Here is an 18,171-nt window from a genome sequence, read left to right as displayed (position 1 = left end):
CGCGCAGGCAAACGCGGCCCGCCGGCGCGACACCCAGGAGCCCGCTGGAAGCCCGTTCCCGGGGTATAATCTCGGACTTCCTTTCCGCCTCACGTCGCCTGCATGCGCGGCTCTCCGGCATCAATGAGCGACGCAACGTCAAGTCCCATGGCCCACTTCTCGTGTTTCCCCGGCGCTTCGGCCCTTTCCGATTTCCGTCAAACCCGCCTGCTCGACACGCTCACGCGCATCGACCCGAATATCACCGGCGTGCGCGGGCAGTACCTGCACTTCGTCAATGCCCAGACCGAACTGTCCGCTGAAGACAGCGCGAAGATCGAGGCGCTGATGCACTACGGCGATCCGTTCGAAGAAGGCAAGGAACGTGGCGCGGTCGAGACCTTCCTCGTGGTGCCGCGCTTCGGCACCGTGTCGCCGTGGGCCAGCAAGGCAACCGACATCGCGCATCATTGCGGGCTCACGCAGGTGCGCCGCATCGAGCGCGGCGTCGAATACTCGGTGACGCTGAAAAGCGGCCTGCTCGGCGGCAAGAAGACGCTGTCCGACGAAGCGCGCGCGGCCGTCGCCGCCGCGCTGCACGACCGCATGACCGAGAGCGTCGCGCCGTCGCGCGACCATGCGCTGCATCTGTTCGACGAACTGCCGGCCAAGCCGCTGCAAACGGTCGACGTGCTCGCGAGCGGCCGCGCCGCGCTCGAAACCGCCAATGTGGAACTGGGCCTCGCGCTCGCCGACGACGAAATCGACTACCTGGTCGACGCATTCACGAAACTCGAGCGCAATCCGACCGACGTCGAACTGATGATGTTCGCGCAGGCCAACAGCGAGCACTGCCGCCACAAGATCTTCAACGCGGACTGGACGATCGACGGCGAGAAGCAGGACATGTCGCTGTTCAACATGATCCGCAACACCGAGAAGCTGAACCCGCAGGGCACCATCGTCGCGTATTCGGATAACTCGGCGATCATGGTCGGCGGCATGGCCGAGCGCTGGTTCCCGCGCACGCCAGCCGAACTCGGCGCGGGCGAATTGCCCGAGCACTACGGTCGCAGCGTCGAGCTTACGCACACGCTGATGAAGGTCGAAACGCACAATCATCCGACCGCGATCTCGCCGTTCCCGGGCGCCGCGACCGGCGCGGGCGGCGAAATCCGCGACGAAGGCGCGACCGGCCGCGGCGCGCGTCCGAAGGCGGGTCTCACGGGCTTCACAGTATCGAACCTCGAACTGCCGGACGGCGTCGAGGCGTGGGAAAACGCGCGCGACTCCGCACAGCCGCTCGCGCAGCGCAATCCCGCCGACCAGCACGAAGCGTACGGCCGCCCCGACCGCATCGCGTCGCCGTTGCAGATCATGATCGACGGCCCGCTCGGCGGCGCCGCGTTCAACAACGAATTCGGCCGGCCGAACCTCGGCGGCTACTTCCGCACCTACGAGCAGAATGTCGCGGGCCTCGTGCGCGGCTATCACAAGCCGATCATGATCGCGGGCGGTATCGGCAATATCTCCGACCAGCACACGCACAAGCACGATCTGCCGGAAGGCTCGCTGCTGATCCAGATCGGCGGTCCCGGCATGCGCATCGGCATGGGCGGCGGCGCCGCGAGCTCGATGGCGACCGGCACCAACACCGCTGAACTCGACTTCGACTCGGTGCAGCGCGGCAACCCGGAAATCGAGCGGCGCGCGCAGGAAGTGATCAACGCGTGCTGGCAGCTCGGCGAGAAGAACCCGATCCTCAGCATTCACGACGTCGGCGCGGGCGGTCTGTCGAACGCGTTCCCCGAAGTGGTGGACGGTGCGGGCAAGGGCGCACGGTTCGAACTGCGCAAGATCCAGCTCGAAGAAAGCGGCCTGTCGCCGCGCGAAATCTGGTCGAACGAAGCGCAGGAGCGCTACGTGCTCGCGATCGCGCCGGCCGATCTGCCGGTGTTCGAGGCGATGTGCAAGCGCGAGCGCTGCCCGTTCGCGGTGATCGGCACGGCCACCGCCGAGCGTCAGCTGAAACTGATCGATTCAGAGCAGAACGAAGCCGCGCACCAGCCGGTCGATATGCCGATGGAAGTGCTGCTCGGCAAGCCGCCGCGTATGCACCGCGACGTGAAGCGCGTCGAGCGCGCGCTCGAACCGGTCGACTTGACCGGGCTCGCGCTGCAAGAGGTGGCGCAGAGCGTGCTGCGTCATCCGACGGTCGCGAGCAAGTCGTTCCTGATCACGATCGGCGACCGCTCGGTCGGCGGCACGACCGCGCGCGACCAGATGGTCGGCCCGTGGCAGGTGCCGGTGGCCGACGTCGCGATCACGACGATGGATTACGCGGGCTTCAGCGGCGAAGCGATGACGATGTCCGAGCGCACACCGCTCGCCGTCATCAATGCGCCGGCCTCGGGCCGCATGGCGGTCGGCGAGGCGATTACCAACATCGCGGCGGCGCCGATCGCATCGCTCGACAAGCTGAAGCTGTCGGCCAACTGGATGGCCGCGTGCGGTGCGCCGGGCGAAGACGCGGCGCTCTACGACACGGTCAAGGCGATCGGCATGGAGCTGTGCCCGGCGCTCGGTATCGGCATTCCGGTCGGCAAGGATTCGCTGTCGATGCGCACGCGCTGGGAAGACCGCGGCGTCGCGAAGGAAGTGGTCGCGCCGGTGTCGCTGATCATCTCCGCATTCGCGCCGGTCGAAGACGTGCGCAAGCATCTGACGCCGCAACTGCAGCGCGTGAGCGAAGTCGGCGAGTCGGTGCTGATCGCGATCGACCTCGGCCGCGGCAAGCAGCGTCTGGGCGGCAGCATCCTTGCACAGGTCACGCAGCAGGTCGGCGACACGGTGCCGGACGTCGACGATCCGGAAGATCTGAAGCGCTTCTTCAACGCGATCCAGGCGCTCAATAGCGGCGGCAAACTGCTCGCATACCACGACCGCTCGGACGGCGGCCTGTGGGCGACGGTCTGCGAAATGGCGTTCGCGGGTCACGCGGGTGTGTCGCTGAACGTCGACATGCTGGTACTCGATGCAAACCACGAATCGGATTACGGCGACGCGAAGGACTGGGCGAAGCAGACCAGCGGCCGTCGTGAAGACCGCACGCTGCGCGCGCTGTTCAACGAAGAGCTCGGGGCCGTCGTGCAGGTGCGCGCGGCCGATCGCGACGCGGTGCTCGCCGCGCTGCGCGAACATGGCCTGTCGGCGTGCTCGCATGTGATCGGCAAGACCAACGAGCGTGACGTGATCGAGATCTATCGCGACGCGAAGAAGGTCTACGAAGCGCCGCGTGCCGAACTGCATCGCACGTGGAGTGAAGTGAGCTGGCGCATCGCGCGTTTGCGCGACAACCCCGCCTGTGCCGACGCCGAATACGATTCGCTGCTCGACGCAGCCGACCCGGGCATCACGCCGGTGCTGAGCTTCGATCCGGCGGAAGACGTCGCCGCGCCGTTCGTTGGCAAGAGCGCGCGTCCGCGCGTCGCGATCCTGCGCGAGCAGGGCGTGAACTCGCATCTGGAGACCGCCTATGCATTCGATCGCGCCGGCTTCGACGCGCACGACGTGCACATGAGCGACCTGCTCGCGGGCCGCGCGAACCTCGCCGATTTCGCGGGCGCGGTCGCCTGCGGCGGGTTCTCGTACGGCGACACGCTGGGTGCCGGCGAAGGCTGGGCGAAGACGATCCGCTTCAACGCGCAACTGGCCGACATGTTCGCCGCGTTCTTCGGTCGTGAAGACACGTTCGCGCTCGGCATCTGCAACGGCTGCCAGATGATGAGCAGCCTCGCGTCGATGATCCCCGGCGCCGAAGCATGGCCGAAGTTCACGCGCAACAAGTCGGAGAAGTTCGAGGCGCGTTTCTCGCTCGTCGAGGTGCAGGCATCGCCGTCGCTGTTCTTTGCGGGCATGGAAGGCTCGCGCATTCCGGTCGCCGTCGCGCACGGCGAAGGCTTCGCGGACTTCTCGCAGCAGGGTGACAAGTCGAAGGTCGCGGTCGCGATGCGCTACGTCGATCACCGTGGTCAGGCGACCGAGCAGTATCCGTTCAACCCGAACGGTTCGCCCGAGGGCATCACGTCGGTCACGACGGCCGATGGCCGCTTCACGGTGCTGATGCCGCACATGGAGCGCGTGCATCGCGCGGTGCAGATGAGCTGGCATCCGCAGGGCTGGGGCGAGATCGGCACGGACGCGAGCCCGTGGCTGCGTGTGTTCCAGAACGCGCGTCGCTGGCTCGGTTGATGGGTCAGGGGGCTGCCGTCGCGCGCGGCGGCCTCTGTTTGCGGCGGCAGTGCGCCGCCGCTCCAAGAAGCTCGCAGCAACAAAAAAGCCGCCTGTGTGGGCGGCTTTTTTGCTTTCAGGCTTCTTCAGAGCCAGGCGGCGGATTGTCCAAAGACGATCCGCCCGCCGCTGACACTCACTGAATCTTCGCGTTCTTGCGCAGATTCTCTTCGAACGCCTGCAGCTTTTCCTGCTGGATCTGCTGCACGATCTGCGCACGCACCTGCTCGAGCGGCGGCGGCGTGACTGCGCGGATGTCGTCGACACGGATGATGTGCCAGCCGAATTGCGTACGCACCGGCGTGTCGGTCATCTGGCCTTTCTGCAGATGGGCGGCCGCGTCCGCGAATTCAGGCACGTAGGCCTTCGGGTCCGACCAGTCGAGGTCGCCGCCGTTCTTGCCCGATCCCGGGTCTTTCGAGTACTGCTTGGCGAGATCTTCGAAGCTTGCGCCGGCCTTGATCTTCGCGATCAGGTCCTTCGCCTGCTGCTCGTTGTCGACGAGGATATGGTGCAGGTGATATTCCTTGCCGCCTGCTTCCTTGACGAGCGCGTTGTAGCGCGCGGTGACTTCGGCGTCGGTCGGCTGGTTGTTCTTCACGAAATCTTCGATCAGCGCGCGCAACACAACGGTTTGCTGTGCGACCGCGATTTGGGCCTTGATGTCCGGACGGTTCGGCACCCCGCGACGCAGGGCTTCCTGCATCAGGATTTCGCGATTCACGAGCTCTTCGCGCACGGCCTGCTGCAGCTGCGGCGTGTCCTGCTGGCCCTGGTGAACCAGTTGCTGGATCAACGCATCGGCGCGCGACTTCGGAATCGGCGTACCGTTCACGACGGCGATGTTCTGTGCGAATGCAGGTGCGGCCGCGAACGCAGCCAGCAATACCCAGAGGCGGGTTTTCTTCAAGGTCATCGAAAGGTTCCTAGCGGGGCAACAAAGCAAATTCTTCGGGCGTGTACGCCGTGATGGCAAGGGCATGAATGCCGCGCTGCATGGCATCGGCCAGCGCATCATACACCATGCGATGCCTTGCCACGCGGGGCTTGCCGGCAAACGCGACGGCCACGATCGTGACACTGAAATGCCCGCCGGCGGCGGCACCTGCGTGGCCCGCGTGCTGCGCGCTGTCGTCGGTGATGCGGATTGACTCGACGGGTGCGAGCGCGGCCGCGAGGCGCGCCTCGATCAGCGCGGCGCGCTCGGCGGTGGTGGCGTGCATGAACAGGTCGCTCATGTCATTCCTCCTTCATGTACTTCGACAGCCACAGGCTCTGTCCGACGATGAACACGAGCAGGCACCCGGTCGCGCCGAACAGTTTGAAATTGACCCACTGATCGGTCGTGTAGTGATACGCGACGAACAGGTTCAGAAGACCGAGCAGCACGAAAAACACCGCCCAGATCAGGTTCAGCTTGCCCCAGATCGCGTGCGGCAGCGTGATCTGCTTGCCCATCATCGCTTCGATCAGGTTCTTGTTGAAGCCGAGCTGCGACACGATCAGCGCGACCGAAAACGCCCAGTACAGCCACAGTCGGCTTCCATTTGATGAAGGTGTCGTTGTGCAGTACGAGCGTCGCACCGCCGAATACCACGACGACGCCGAGGCTCACCCACAGCATCGGGTCGACCTTGCGGTGGCGGAACGCCACCCACGCGATCTGCACCAGCGTGGCGACGATCGCCACTGCCGTCGCCGTGAAAATGCCCCAGATCTTGAAGGCGACGAAGAACAGGATGATCGGGAACAGATCGAACAGGAATTTCATTATCTGGTCGGGAAGTCGGAGAGTGAGTCGAACGGTGAGTCGAACATTGATGCGCGCCAGCCTGGCGTGCAAGGTGCGCGGTGCCCGCCAACGAGCGGGGGTACCGCATTGAAAGGGCGCCGCGCGCGGTTTCGCGCCCCGGCGCCCGAAGCGGGCAAGGCTGCTGCCGCGCCGCGTTACTTGGGCTCGAATTGTAACGCAGCCGAATTGATGCAGTAGCGCAGACCGGTCGGCGCCGGACCGTCCTCGAACACGTGGCCCAGATGCGCACCGCAGTTCTTGCACTGCACCTCGATGCGCAGCATGCCATGCGAGCGGTCGGTCTTCTCGGCGATCACCTCGCCGTTGATCGGCCGGAAATAGCTCGGCCAGCCGCAGCCGGCGTCGAACTTGGTGTCCGATTCGAACAGCGGCGTGCCGCAGCACACGCAGTCGTAGACGCCGCGTTCCCAGTGATCGTTGTAGCGGCCCGTGAACGGCCGCTCGGTGGCCGCGTGGCGGGTCACCTGGTATTCGATGTCGGACAGCTCCTTGCGCCACTCGGCGTCGCTTTTCCGGACGGCTGGGGCGTCATGCTTGAGATCGTCGGGGTTGCTCATGGTCGGGTTCCTGTCTCGGGTTTGTAACGGTGTTTTCTGGCGGGACGGCCGTGGCGATTCAACTGCAAAGGCGCGTCATGACGAACAGCTCACTTCCAGTGAGCTTGCCCAGTCGGGCGGCAGGCCCGCATACGACGCGTATTCGGGCTGCTCGTCGAACGGACGACGCAGCACGGCCGCGAGCCGTTCCACCTCGGAGAAATCCTTCTCCCTCGCACGCTGGATCGCCGTTTCCGCCAGATGGTTGCGAAGTACGAATTTGGGGTTCACACGATTCATTGCAATGGCGCGCGCAGCGTCGTCGCGTGACTCAACGGCCAGCCGCGCGCGATAGTCGTTCGCCCATGCGTCGAAGGCGGCGCGATCGAGGAACAGGTCGCGTACCGGCGCATCGCCGCTCGCATCGTGTTTCGACAGGCGCGCGAGGTTGCGGAACGTCAGCGTGAAATCGGCGCGGTTCGTGTGCATCGCTTCGAACAGCCGGTTCACGAGCGCGTCGTCGCCGTCGCGCGGCTGTTCGAGGCCGAGCTTCGCGCGCATGCGGTTTTCGAGCGCCGGCGCGAAGCGCTCCTTGAAGCCCGCGAGCACGTGCTGCGCTTCTTCGACCGCCTTGTCGGCGCGCACGCTTTCGTCGTGCTTCTCGCCGAACAGCGGCAGCAGTCCCTGCGCGAGGCAAAAGAGGTTCCAGTACGCGATTTGCGGCTGCAGCCGGTAGGCATAACGCCCCTGCGTATCGGAGTGATTGCAGATGTGGCCGGCATCGAAGCCATCCATGAACCCGAACGGGCCGTAGTCGATCGTCAGGCCCAGAATCGACATGTTGTCGGTATTCATCACGCCGTGACAGAAACCGACCGCCTGCCAGTCGACCATCAGATCGGCGGTAGACCGTACCGCTTCGGCGAGCAGCGCCAGATACGGATCGTCGGCCTCCTTGCAATGCGGATAGAAGCGCTCGATGACGTGATCGGCGAGCGCGCGCAACGCGTCGACGCGATCGTTCGCATAGAAATGCTCGAAGTGGCCGAAGCGCACGAAGCTAGGCGCGACGCGCGTGACCACCGCGGCGGTTTCGATCGTCTCGCGCCGCACCGGCTGGTCGGAGCCGATCACGCACAACGCGCGCGTGGTCGGAATGCCGAGATGATGCATCGCCTCGGAGCACAGATATTCGCGGATCGACGAGCGCAGCACCGCGCGGCCGTCGCCCATGCGCGAATAAGGCGTGCGGCCCGCGCCTTTGAGCTGCAGTTCATTACGCTCGCCGTCGTGTTCAAGCTCGCCCAGCGTGAGCGCGCGGCCGTCGCCGAGCTGGCCGGCCCACACGCCGAACTGATGCCCCGAGTACACCGACGCATAAGGCAGTGCGTCGGCCGGCCAGTCGCGCGTCGCATTGCCGCAGAACAGTTCGAGGAATCCCTGCTCGCGCTCGATGCCCTCGGGCATCCCGAGCCGCGCGGCGGTGTCGGCCGAGAAGCCGACGAGGTAGGGTGCGTCGAGCGGCGCGGCGGGCAGCCGCGTGAAGAAGGGGCCGCCGAGCCGCGCGAACGCGTTGGCTGGGGGTGTGGCGAGTGTGTTGGAAAGATCCGTCAATGCTGCGGATAAGCCTGCAAAGCTTGGGGAAAACGACATGTTGAGCGCCTCTGGATTAGCCGATATTGTAAGTCCGCGCCCGCGGCGCTGCTGGGCGGCCGCCTTCATCGTCCGGGCCATGCTGCGTACGACGCCGCCACGATCTTGCACTTCGCGCTGTTCGGCGCGCTATCCGCTTCACGACCACTCATTCAACAAACCCGACCACAACCCCATCGACACACTAACGAGCCGAGGAGACCCCGCCTTATGACGACGCCGCTGCTGGGCCAGATGATGGACGTGCCGCTCACCGTATCATCGTTGCTCGCGCATGCCGCACGCCATTTCGGCAGCACCGAAATCGTGTCGCGGCGCATCGAAGGCGACCTGCATCGCTACACGTACCGCGATTGCGAGAAGCGCGCGAAGCAACTCGCGCAGGCGCTCATCGCGCTCGGCGTCGAATCGGGCGACCGGGTCGCGACGCTCGCGTGGAACGGCTACCGGCATCTCGAAGCGTATTACGGCACCACCGGCTTCGGCGCCGTGTGTCACACGATCAACCCGCGCCTTTTCCCCGATCAGATCGCCTACATCATCAATCACGCCGACGATGCGTACGTGCTGTTCGACACGACGTTCGCGGCGCTGGTCGACACGCTCGCGCCGCAGTGCCCGCGCGTGCGCGGCTGGATCGCGCTGTGCGATGAAGCGCATCGGCCGCCGATGCAAACGTCGGTGCTGTGCTACGAAACGCTGATGGACGGGCAGGACGGCGGCTTCGACTGGCCCGCGCTCGACGAGCAGCAGGCCTCGTACCTCTGCTATACGTCGGGCACGACCGGCAATCCGAAAGGCGCGCTGTATACGCATCGCTCGACGGTGCTGCACGCGTTCGGCGCGGCGTTGCCCGACTCGATGAGCCTGTCGGCGCGCGACTCGGTGCTGCCGATCGTGCCGATGTTCCACGTCAACGCGTGGGGCCTCGCGCATGCCGGGCCGCTGACCGGCGCGAAGCTCGTGTTCCCCGGCAAGGATCTCGACGGCAAGTCGCTGTACGAGCTGATGGAGAGCGAACGCGTCACGTGCTCGGCCGGCGTGCCGACCGTGTGGCTCGGTCTGCTGAACCACCTGCGCGAAACCGGCGCGAAGTTTTCGTCGCTCGAGCGCACGGTGATCGGCGGCTCCGCCTGTCCGCCCGCGATGCTGCGGGTGCTCGAGGACGACTACGGCGTGCAGGTGATCCATGCGTGGGGCATGACGGAGATGTCGCCGCTCGGTACGTTGTCGAAGCTGAACTGGGAGCAGAGCCAGCGGCCGCTCGCCGAGCAGCGCAAGCTGCTCGAAAAGCAGGGCCATGTGATCTATGGCGTCGACATGAAGATCGTCGGCGAGGACGGCCGCGAGCTGCCCTGGGACGGCGTCGCGTTCGGCGATCTGCACGTGCGCGGGCCGTGGGTCATCGACCGGTATTTCCGCAAGGAAGACTCGCCCCTCATCGACGGCTGGTTTCCGACCGGCGACGTCGCGACGATCGACCCCGACGGCTTCCTGCACATCACCGACCGCTCGAAGGACGTGATCAAGTCGGGCGGCGAATGGATCAGTTCGATCGAACTCGAGAATGTCGCGATCGCGCATCCAGCGGTCGCGGAAGCCGCGTGCATCGCGTGCGCGCATCCGAAGTGGACCGAGCGGCCGCTGCTCCTCGTCGTCAAACGCGCGGGGCACGACGTCACGCGCGACGAACTGCTGGCGTTCTATGACGGCAAAGTGGCGAAGTGGTGGGTTCCCGACGATGTCGTGTTCGTCGACGAACTGCCGCACACGGCGACCGGCAAGCTGCAGAAGCTGAAGCTGCGCGACCTGTTCCGCGACCACGTGCTGCCGTCCGCGCTCGAAGACAGCCGCGACTGTCCGCTGACCCCCGGGCCCAGGGGAAACCCCGTTTAATAATAAATTGAACGTTCGTGCTTTTTCGGTGTATTCTGCGCGCTGATACCGGGACCGTCGCTCGAGAAAGTCTGACAATAATCAGGCTCGATGAACCGGACAGGCGGCGCGCCATGCGCCGCCTCAATGAATGTATGGATCGCACGGAGGCACGCAGATGGCAGTGGACTACACAACTCATGACGGCGTGGCCGTTCTCACGCTGAACAATCCCCCGGTCAATGGGCTCGGTCTGTCGACGCGGGCGGGGATCGTCGAAGGGCTCGAGCGCGCGCAGAACGATCCGGCCATCAAGGCCATCGTGCTGACGGGCGCGGGCAAGGCCTTCTCGGGCGGCGCCGACATCACCGAATTCAATACGCCGAAGGCGACCCAGGAACCGACGCTCGCGACCGTCATCAAGGCCGTCGAAGGCAGCGCGAAGCCGGTCGTCGCGGCGATTCACAGCGTTGCGATGGGCGGCGGCCTCGAGCTTGCGCTGGGCGCGCATTACCGCGTCGCCGCGGCCGGCGCGCAAATCGCGCTGCCCGAAGTGAAGCTCGGCATCCTGCCGGGCGCGGGCGGCACCCAGCGTCTACCGCGCGCGATCGGTCTGGAAGCATCCCTGAACATGATCGTGTCGGGCGCGCCGGTGCTGTCGGAAAAGCTCGCCGATTCGGGGCTGTTCGACCAACTCGTCGCGAATCCCGCCGAACTGGCCGAAGCCGCGCTCGCGTTCGCGCGCAAGGTCGGCGCGCAAGCTGGCCCGCATCCGAAGGTGCGCGAGCGCAAGATCGAACATCCGAACGCGGCCGGTTTCATCCAGTTCGCGCGCAATAGCGTCGCGGCCATCGCGAAGAACTTCCCGGCGCCGCATAAGTGCATCGACGCGGTCGAAGCTGGCGTGAAGGATGGCTTCGACAAGGGCCTCGCATTCGAGCGCGAATGCTTCATCGCGCTCGTGCAGACGCCGGAGAGCCACGCGCTGCGTCATGCGTTCTTCGGCGAGCGCGCCGCGAGCAAGATTCCCGACGTGCCGTCCGATACGCCCGTGCGCGAGATCAATCAGGTGGCCGTGATCGGCGCCGGCACGATGGGCGGCGGCATCGCGATGAACTTCCTCAATGCGGGCATCCCGGTCACGCTGCTGGAAACGAAGCAGGAAGCGCTCGACCGCGGTCTCGCAACGATCCGCAAGAACTACGAGGCGACCGTTAAGAAAGGCAAGCTGAAGGCCGAGGTGATGGAGCAGCGTCTCGCGCTGCTGAGCCCGACGCTGTCCTACGACGACCTGAAGCACGCCGACATGATCGTCGAAGCCGTGTTCGAAGAGCTCGCCGTGAAGGAGCAGGTGTTCCGCCGGCTCGACGAAGTCGCGAAGCGGGGCGCGATCCTCGCGTCGAACACGTCGACGCTCGACGTCGACAAAATCGCCGCGTTCACGAAGCGTCCGCAGGATGTGGTCGGCATGCACTTTTTCAGCCCGGCCAACGTGATGAAGCTGCTCGAAGTCGTGCGTGGCAAAGAGACCGCGAAAGACGTGCTCGCCACCGTGATGAAGCTCTCGAAAAAGATCAGGAAGACCGCCGTGGTGTCGGGCGTGTGCGACGGCTTTATCGGCAACCGGATGATCGAGCAGTACCTGCGTCAGGCGCTCTTCATGCTCGAAGAGGGCGCATTGCCCGCGCAGGTCGACAAGGCCATCGAGAAATTCGGCTTCGCGATGGGCCCGTTTCGCATGAGCGACCTCGCCGGCAACGACATCGGCTGGGCGATCCGCAAGCGCCGCTATATCGAGCGTCCCGACATGCACTACTCGAAGATCGCAGATCGTCTGTGCGAGATGGGCCGCTTCGGCCAGAAAACCGGCGGCGGCTGGTACGACTACAAGGCGGGCGATCGCAACGCGTATCCGTCCGGCGTGGTCAACGAAATGATCGTCGAGTACTCGAAGGAAACCCACTCGGAGCGCCGCAAGATCAGCGACGAGGAAATCGTCGAGCGTCTGGTGTTCGCGCTCGTCAACGAAGGCGCGAAGATTCTCGAGGAAGGCATCGCGTCGAAGGCGTCGGATATCGACATGGTCTATCTGACCGGCTACGGCTTCCCGCTATATCGCGGCGGCCCGATGCTGTACGCGGATACGGTCGGGCTCTACAACGTCGAGCGCGCGATTCGCCGCTATGCGGCGCGGCCGAACGGCGACGCGTGGAAGCTCGCGCCGAGCATCGCGAAGCTGGCGGCCGAAGGTCGCGGCTTCAACGGCTGAGCACGGCCCACTTCAGCACACGTATCGAGCGCTGCGGGTGACGCCCGCAGCGGCTCGCATCAAACGACAGAGGCGGCGCGGTGATGCGCTTTTGAACGCACGGCAGGGAGCCGGCGCGCCACTTCGACATTGCAATTGGAGACACCCATGACTGACGCCGTAATCGTATCCACCGCCCGCACGGGCCTCGCCAAATCGTGGCGCGGCGGTTTCAACATGACGCACGGCGCGACGCTCGGCGGCCATGTGGCGCAGGCCGCGGTCGAGCGCGCGAAGCTCGACCCGGCGCGCGTCGAGGACGTGATCATGGGTTGCGCGAATCCGGAAGGCGCGACGGGCGGCAACATCGCGCGGCAGATCGCGTTGCGCGCCGGCCTGCCGGTCAGCGTGCCGGGCATGACCGTGAACCGTTTCTGCTCGTCGGGATTGCAGACGATCGCGCTCGCGTCGCAACGCGTGATCGCCGGTGAGGGCGACGTGTACGTCGCGGGTGGCGTCGAGTCGATCTCGTGCGTACAGAACGAGATGAACCAACACATGATGACCGACGGCTGGCTCACCGAGCACAAGCCGGAAATCTACTGGTCGATGCTGCAGACGGCCGAGAACGTCGCGAAGCGCTACTCGATCTCGAAGGAGCGCCAGGACGAATACGGCGTGCGCTCGCAGCAGCGCGCGGCGGCCGCGCTCGAAGCCGGCAGGTTCAACGACGAGATCGTGCCGCTGACGGTGCTCGCCGGTGTCGCCGACAAGGCGAGCGGCCGTCTCTACACGAAGGAAGTGACCGTCAGCGGCGACGAAGGCATCCGCGCCGACACGACGCTCGAAGGCGTGTCGAAGATTCGCACCGCGCTGCCGGGCGGCGTGATCACCGCGGGCAACGCGAGCCAGTTTTCGGACGGCGCATCGGCTTGCGTCGTGATGAACGCGACGCTGGCCGAACGCGAAGGGCTGCAGCCGCTCGGCATTTTCCGCGGCTTCGCGGTGGCTGGCTGCGAGCCCGACGAAATGGGCATCGGCCCGGTGTTCGCGGTGCCGAAGCTGTTGCAGAAGGCCGGCCTCAAGGTCGAGGACATCGGCCTGTGGGAGCTGAACGAAGCGTTCGCGGTGCAGGTGCTCTATTGCGCGGACCAGCTCGGTATTCCGCACGACCGCCTGAACGTGAACGGCGGTGCGATCGCGGTGGGCCATCCGTATGGCGTATCGGGTGCGCGGCTCGTCGGCCATGCGCTGATCGAAGGCAAGCGGCGCGGCGTGAAGTTCGTCGTCGTGACGATGTGCATCGGCGGCGGGCAGGGCGCGGCGGGTCTGTTCGAGATCGCGTAAGTCGGGCGCGAACGCGCCTCAAGTAGACGGGCGCCGCGGTGCGACGAGGGACAATGTCGGACCCGCGGCGCCTTGCTTTTATCCACCGTCTTCGTGTCTACTGCGACGCCATGCCCGGCAGGGTCAACATGCCCTGATCGGTGAAGCGTGTCGTGCCGGTCAGGCCGCCCGCGAGCTTGCCTTGCAGCCGGTACGGAACCTGGCCGGACTGCGCGATGTCCGCAAGCCCGAGCGCCTGGCGAACCGCGGCGAACGCGGGCACGGTCAGCGGCACGCTGACGACGGTTTCGCCGAAGCGCGGCACGGTGCCGCTCTGGTCGCTGACACCGCTCGCGAACGGCTTGCCGTTCAGTTCGAGATCGACCGCGATGCCGTTGAAGGTCACTGCGGAATCGTTCGGGTTCTGCACGCGCAGCTTCAGGTTGAAGCGCATCTCGAGGCCTTCGCCGGCCAGCGGCTCGATGCCGGCGACGTTGACGCGCAACGCATCGCCGCCGAGCAGCCCGGCGCATGCGCCAAGCGTCAGCGTGATCGCGCAGGCGAGGTGGAAATAGCGTACGAAGGTGGCGAAACGGCTGAAACGCCGCGTGCGTGGGAAGGACATGACCGGCACCTCGAAGCAGGAAGCGGTTGGTCACGCATTCTAACTGGCGGCGAGGCGTCGATTTTGGCGATCGAGTCGGAGTTCAGGCAGTACGCCGCCACGATCTCGCGACGACGCCAGCGAGACGCCGGACGGTTCGACGCACGAGTTCGCGAAGTTCCGCTGCATTGCCGGGCGAAGCTCGCGCGATCAGCACCGCAGCGCCCGCGCGCGACGCGCGGATCGACATGACGCCGCGTTGGCCGGTGATGAAATGCTCACCTTCGCGCACGATGATCGACGTGCACGGTACGGCGCTGCCGAGCCACGCGAGCGCGTGATCGCGAAATTCGAGTTCGAGATCGCCTTCGACGGCCACGATCGTGGCCCCGGCGTTCAGATCGAGCATGGCGGCCTGGTCGCGCGCGAGGCGTAATGCAGCAGGGCGAGCCGGGATGACAGCGCAGGTCGGAACGGGCATCACGCTTTCCTTCGATTCGTTTTCATGCGGTACAGCTTATTGAGTCCACTGACGTGCGTACAGCGACATCCATCGACGATCGGAACCGATACAGCGAAAGCTTTCGCCATGCTGTATCGGTCCCAATCGTGCCGTTGTGTATCTGTTGTTCCGCGCGGACTGTCCGCACGATTGGCGTATGAGCAAACTGACCTTCGAACCGCGCGACGCGTTCGCTGCCCCTTCAGCGGACCGCCAGCCTCTTTATCGGCAACTGGCCGATCAATATCGCCGCGCGATCGGCAACGGCGTGCTGCGCCCAGGCGACCGCATGCCGTCGATGCGTGCGTTCATGCAGCGGCATGGCGTGAGCCTCGCGACCGCGACCGAGAGCTACCGTGTGCTCGAGCGAGACGCGTTGATCGATGCGCGGCCGCGCTCAGGCTATTTCGTGCGCGTGCCCGCCACGGTGCTGCCCAATGCCTCCGAACCGGATCTGACGATGCCGCCGGGCGAGGCGCAGTTCGTCGGCATCCATGCGACGATTTCGGCGATCGTGTCGAAGTACCAGCGCTATCCGCAGGCGCTCAATCTCGGTGGCGCAACCGCGGCGCCCGATCTCTATCCGACCGATGCACTACAGCAGGCAGCCATGCGCGCGTTGCGCCGCGAGCCCAAGCTGCTGACCTCGGCCGGCCCTGACTTCGGCGATCCGGCTTTGCGCGCGATCATCGCGCGGCGTGCGCTCGAAGGCGGCATCGAGATCGGCGCGGATGAGATCATCATGACGCACGGCGGCATCGAAGCCGTGAACCTCGCGTTGCGCGCGGTGACGCAGCCCGGGGACACCGTCGCGGTCGAATCGCCGTGTTTTTTTGGCCTGCTGCAGGTACTGGAGAGCCTCGGACTGCGCGCGCTCGAAATTCCGGCGAGCCCGAGCACGGGCCTTTCCGTCGAAGCGCTGAACTTCGCTTTGCAAAATCATCGCGACATCAAGGCCGTGGTCGTGGTGCCGAACCTGCAGAATCCGCTCGGCAGCGTGATGCCCGACTCCAACAAGGCAGGTGTCGTCGAGCTGTGCGCGCGTGCCGGCGTCGCACTGATCGAAGACGACCCGTATCGCGATCTCGTCGATGGAGAACCGTCTCCCCGCTCACTGAAGGCCTGGGACACCGACGGCACCGTGATCCATTGCACGTCGTTCAACAAGACACTCGCGCCGGGCATGCGGGTGGGCTGGATCAATGGCGGGCGCTGGCATCCACGCGTGGGCATGCTGAAGTTCGCGCAGTCGCGACATAACGATCAGCTTGCGCAGGTCGTGCTCGCGGGGTTTCTGGGGACGGGCGCCTACGCCCGGCATTTGCGGCGCTTACGCGAGAGCCTGCGGCTTCAGCGCGAGCGCATGGCGGCGGGGATCGCCGCGGCGTTTCCCGATGGCACGCGCTTCACTTCGCCGCGCGGCGGCATGTTCTTTTGGGTCGAGTTGCCGCACGGGTTGTCGTCGGCCGCGTTTTTCGAGGCGGCGTTGGATGATGGCATCCGCGTCATGCCTGGGACCGTGTTTTCGAACACCGGGCGCTTCGATCGTTTCATCCGTCTGAGTTGCCCGAGCGCGGAGCTCGATCTGGTCGATGAAGCGGTACGCCGATTGGGGCGGTTGGCGACGCGCATGACGGAGCGCAATGAGGCGGATGGAGCCAGGCGATAGCCGGTAGAATTTCCCATTTAGCGCCAATGCGTACACCTCGCGGAGTGCCGGGACGCGGCGAATCGATTTCCGAGGTTGCCGGCCACGAACTCCAGACACCGCCATGACCGACCCCACCACATCCGCCACAACAGGCAACCCATCGTTGCCGGAAAGCCCCTTCATCGACCGGCTCGGCGCGCAGTTGCTGCGCGCCGCCGATGGCGTCAGCGAAGTCGTGCTGCCGTTGCAACCCGATCATATGAACACATGGGACGTCGCGCACGGCGGCGTCACGATGACGCTCGCCGACGTCGCGCTCGCGATGGCCGCGCGCAGTCTCGCGGGCGACGGCGTCGGCGTCGTCACCGTCGAGATGAAGGTCAACTTCATGCAGCCGGGGCGCGGCGAGTTGCGCGCGACCGGCCGCGTGCTGCATCGCTCGACCACGATGGCCTATTGCGAAGGCGAGATCCGCGACAGCGAAGGTCACTTCGTCGCCAAGGCGCTCGGCACCTTCAAGTACATGCGCCGCCTCGCGGTGGGCCGCGACGTCAGGCGTCAGCGTCTGCGCAGCGACCCGGCGGCCAGGCCCGGTCCGAGCGACTGAGCCCTCATCGCAATCAACTTCCGACCTGGATTCGACGAATGCAGGTCAATCCCCGACAATCCAAGGAGACGACTTCATGGCCCAGATCAATCGCCAGGTGCTGCTGATTTCGCGCCCGCACGGCGAAGCCACGCCCGATAACTTCAAGCTCGTCGAAACGCCGCTGGCGCCGCTCGCCGACGGCGAAGTACGAGTGCGCAACCATTATCTGTCGCTCGATCCGTATATGCGCGGACGCATGAACGACAGCAAGTCGTACGCGCCGCCGCAGCCGCTGAACGAGGTGATGATCGGCGGCACGGTCGGCGAGGTCGTCGAGACGAGGAATCCGAAGTTCGCGGTCGGCGACAAGGTCGTCGCGATGTTCGGCTGGCAGGAGTACGGCACCTCGAACGGCGCGGGCATGCAGAAGGTCGACGACACGCACGTGCCGCTGTCCGCGTATCTCGGCCCGGTCGGCATGCCGGGCGTCACCGCGTGGTACGGGCTGAACCGCATCATCGCGCCGAAGGCGGGCGAGACGGTGGTCGTCAGTGCGGCGAGCGGCGCGGTGGGCAGCGTGGTCGGCCAGCTCGCGAAGGTGGCCGGCGCGCGCGCGGTCGGCATCGCGGGCGGCGCGGAAAAGTGCCGCTACGTGGTCGACACGCTCGGCTTCGACGCCTGCGTCGACTACAAGGCCGGCAACCTGTACCAGGACCTGAAAGCCGCGACGCCCGACGGTGTGGACGGCTGCTTCGAGAACGTCGGCGGCGAGGGGCTCGACGCGACGCTCGCGCGTATGAACGCGTTCGGGCGCATCGCGCTGTGCGGCTTCATCGCGGGCTATGACGGCCAGCCGCTGCCGCTCAGGCATCCGTCGCTGATGCTGACGCAGCGGCTGCTCGTGCAGGGCTTTATCGTCAGCGAACATATGGACGTGTGGCCCGAGGCGCTCAAGCAGCTCGGCACGCTCGTCGCGCAGAAGAAGCTGCACTATCGCGAGACGATCGCGCAAGGGCTCGACGCCGCGCCCGAGGCATTCATCGGCTTGCTGAAGGGCCGCAACTTCGGCAAGCAACTGGTCAAGCTGATCTGAGCACGACGTCGT

Annotated in this window: 13 protein-coding genes and 1 pseudogene; 7 read left to right on the top strand and 7 right to left on the bottom strand. The window is 65.7% G+C overall.

From position 1 onward, the window contains the following. Positions 1 to 147: 147 nt before the first annotated feature. On the top strand, positions 148 to 4,230 hold the full coding sequence (purL, locus tag QFZ91_RS07020) for a phosphoribosylformylglycinamidine synthase (protein WP_429566781.1): 4,083 nt from the start codon (positions 148 to 150) through the stop codon (positions 4,228 to 4,230). A 175-nt stretch (positions 4,231 to 4,405) separates the two neighbouring features. On the opposite strand, the gene QFZ91_RS07015 is transcribed toward purL, so the two are convergent. The 5 genes and pseudogenes from QFZ91_RS07015 to QFZ91_RS06995 form a co-directional block, all read right to left on the bottom strand. Next, entirely contained in the window at positions 4,406 to 5,185 is a 780-nt protein-coding gene (locus tag QFZ91_RS07015) for a peptidylprolyl isomerase (RefSeq protein WP_429566780.1), read from the bottom strand. Positions 5,186 to 5,195: 10 nt separating this feature from the next. Next, positions 5,196 to 5,507, bottom strand: a complete 312-nt coding sequence (locus QFZ91_RS07010; RefSeq protein ID WP_013089413.1) for a BolA family protein — start codon at positions 5,505 to 5,507, stop codon at positions 5,196 to 5,198. Between the two features lies 1 nt (position 5,508). Beyond that, positions 5,509 to 6,040: pseudogene (locus QFZ91_RS07005) on the bottom strand (septation protein A). A 176-nt stretch (positions 6,041 to 6,216) separates the two neighbouring features. Continuing rightward, on the bottom strand, positions 6,217 to 6,639 hold the full coding sequence (gene msrB / locus QFZ91_RS07000; RefSeq protein ID WP_429566779.1) for a peptide-methionine (R)-S-oxide reductase MsrB: 423 nt from the start codon (positions 6,637 to 6,639) through the stop codon (positions 6,217 to 6,219). Positions 6,640 to 6,714: 75 nt separating this feature from the next. After that, positions 6,715 to 8,271 (bottom strand): protein adenylyltransferase SelO, encoded by a 1,557-nt coding sequence (locus tag QFZ91_RS06995; protein WP_429566778.1) that lies wholly within the window; start codon positions 8,269 to 8,271, stop codon positions 6,715 to 6,717. Between the two features lie 210 nt (positions 8,272 to 8,481). Here QFZ91_RS06995 and QFZ91_RS06990 point away from each other — a divergent pair, with 210 nt between their 5' ends. From QFZ91_RS06990 to QFZ91_RS06980, 3 genes are all read left to right on the top strand, one after another. Beyond that, positions 8,482 to 10,167, top strand: coding sequence for a 3-(methylthio)propionyl-CoA ligase (locus QFZ91_RS06990; RefSeq protein WP_429566777.1), 1,686 nt, complete (start codon positions 8,482 to 8,484; stop codon positions 10,165 to 10,167). A 157-nt stretch (positions 10,168 to 10,324) separates the two neighbouring features. Next, positions 10,325 to 12,415: a 3-hydroxyacyl-CoA dehydrogenase NAD-binding domain-containing protein gene (locus QFZ91_RS06985; protein ID WP_429566776.1), complete on the top strand. Its 2,091-nt coding sequence runs from the start codon at positions 10,325 to 10,327 to the stop codon at positions 12,413 to 12,415. A gap of 147 nt (positions 12,416 to 12,562) precedes the next feature. Beyond that, positions 12,563 to 13,741, top strand: coding sequence for an acetyl-CoA C-acyltransferase (locus tag QFZ91_RS06980; RefSeq protein WP_429566775.1), 1,179 nt, complete (start codon positions 12,563 to 12,565; stop codon positions 13,739 to 13,741). A 97-nt stretch (positions 13,742 to 13,838) separates the two neighbouring features. On the opposite strand, the gene QFZ91_RS06975 is transcribed toward QFZ91_RS06980, so the two are convergent. Together QFZ91_RS06975 and QFZ91_RS06970 are read right to left on the bottom strand one after the other, a co-directional pair. After that, on the bottom strand, positions 13,839 to 14,345 hold the full coding sequence (locus QFZ91_RS06975; protein WP_368597426.1) for an LEA type 2 family protein: 507 nt from the start codon (positions 14,343 to 14,345) through the stop codon (positions 13,839 to 13,841). Between the two features lie 82 nt (positions 14,346 to 14,427). Further along, complete coding sequence (locus QFZ91_RS06970; protein ID WP_429566774.1) at positions 14,428 to 14,805, bottom strand: hypothetical protein; 378 nt, start codon at positions 14,803 to 14,805, stop codon at positions 14,428 to 14,430. Positions 14,806 to 14,983: 178 nt separating this feature from the next. Here QFZ91_RS06970 and QFZ91_RS06965 point away from each other — a divergent pair, with 178 nt between their 5' ends. The 3 genes from QFZ91_RS06965 to QFZ91_RS06955 all read left to right on the top strand — a co-directional run bounded on the left by QFZ91_RS06965 (position 14,984) and on the right by QFZ91_RS06955 (position 18,159). Continuing rightward, positions 14,984 to 16,495 (top strand): PLP-dependent aminotransferase family protein, encoded by a 1,512-nt coding sequence (locus QFZ91_RS06965; RefSeq protein WP_429566773.1) that lies wholly within the window; start codon positions 14,984 to 14,986, stop codon positions 16,493 to 16,495. Positions 16,496 to 16,598: 103 nt separating this feature from the next. Beyond that, on the top strand, positions 16,599 to 17,084 hold the full coding sequence (locus tag QFZ91_RS06960) for a PaaI family thioesterase (RefSeq protein WP_176108587.1): 486 nt from the start codon (positions 16,599 to 16,601) through the stop codon (positions 17,082 to 17,084). Positions 17,085 to 17,160: 76 nt separating this feature from the next. Further along, entirely contained in the window at positions 17,161 to 18,159 is a 999-nt protein-coding gene (locus QFZ91_RS06955) for an NADP-dependent oxidoreductase (RefSeq protein WP_429566772.1), read from the top strand. Positions 18,160 to 18,171 lie beyond the last annotated feature (12 nt).

Source organism: Paraburkholderia sp. JPY419 (genome assembly GCF_050435705.1).
Classification (GTDB): domain Bacteria; phylum Pseudomonadota; class Gammaproteobacteria; order Burkholderiales; family Burkholderiaceae; genus Paraburkholderia; species Paraburkholderia youngii.
The sequence above is the reverse complement of the archived record's forward strand: the minus strand, read 5'-3'. Positions and strand labels throughout refer to the sequence as shown.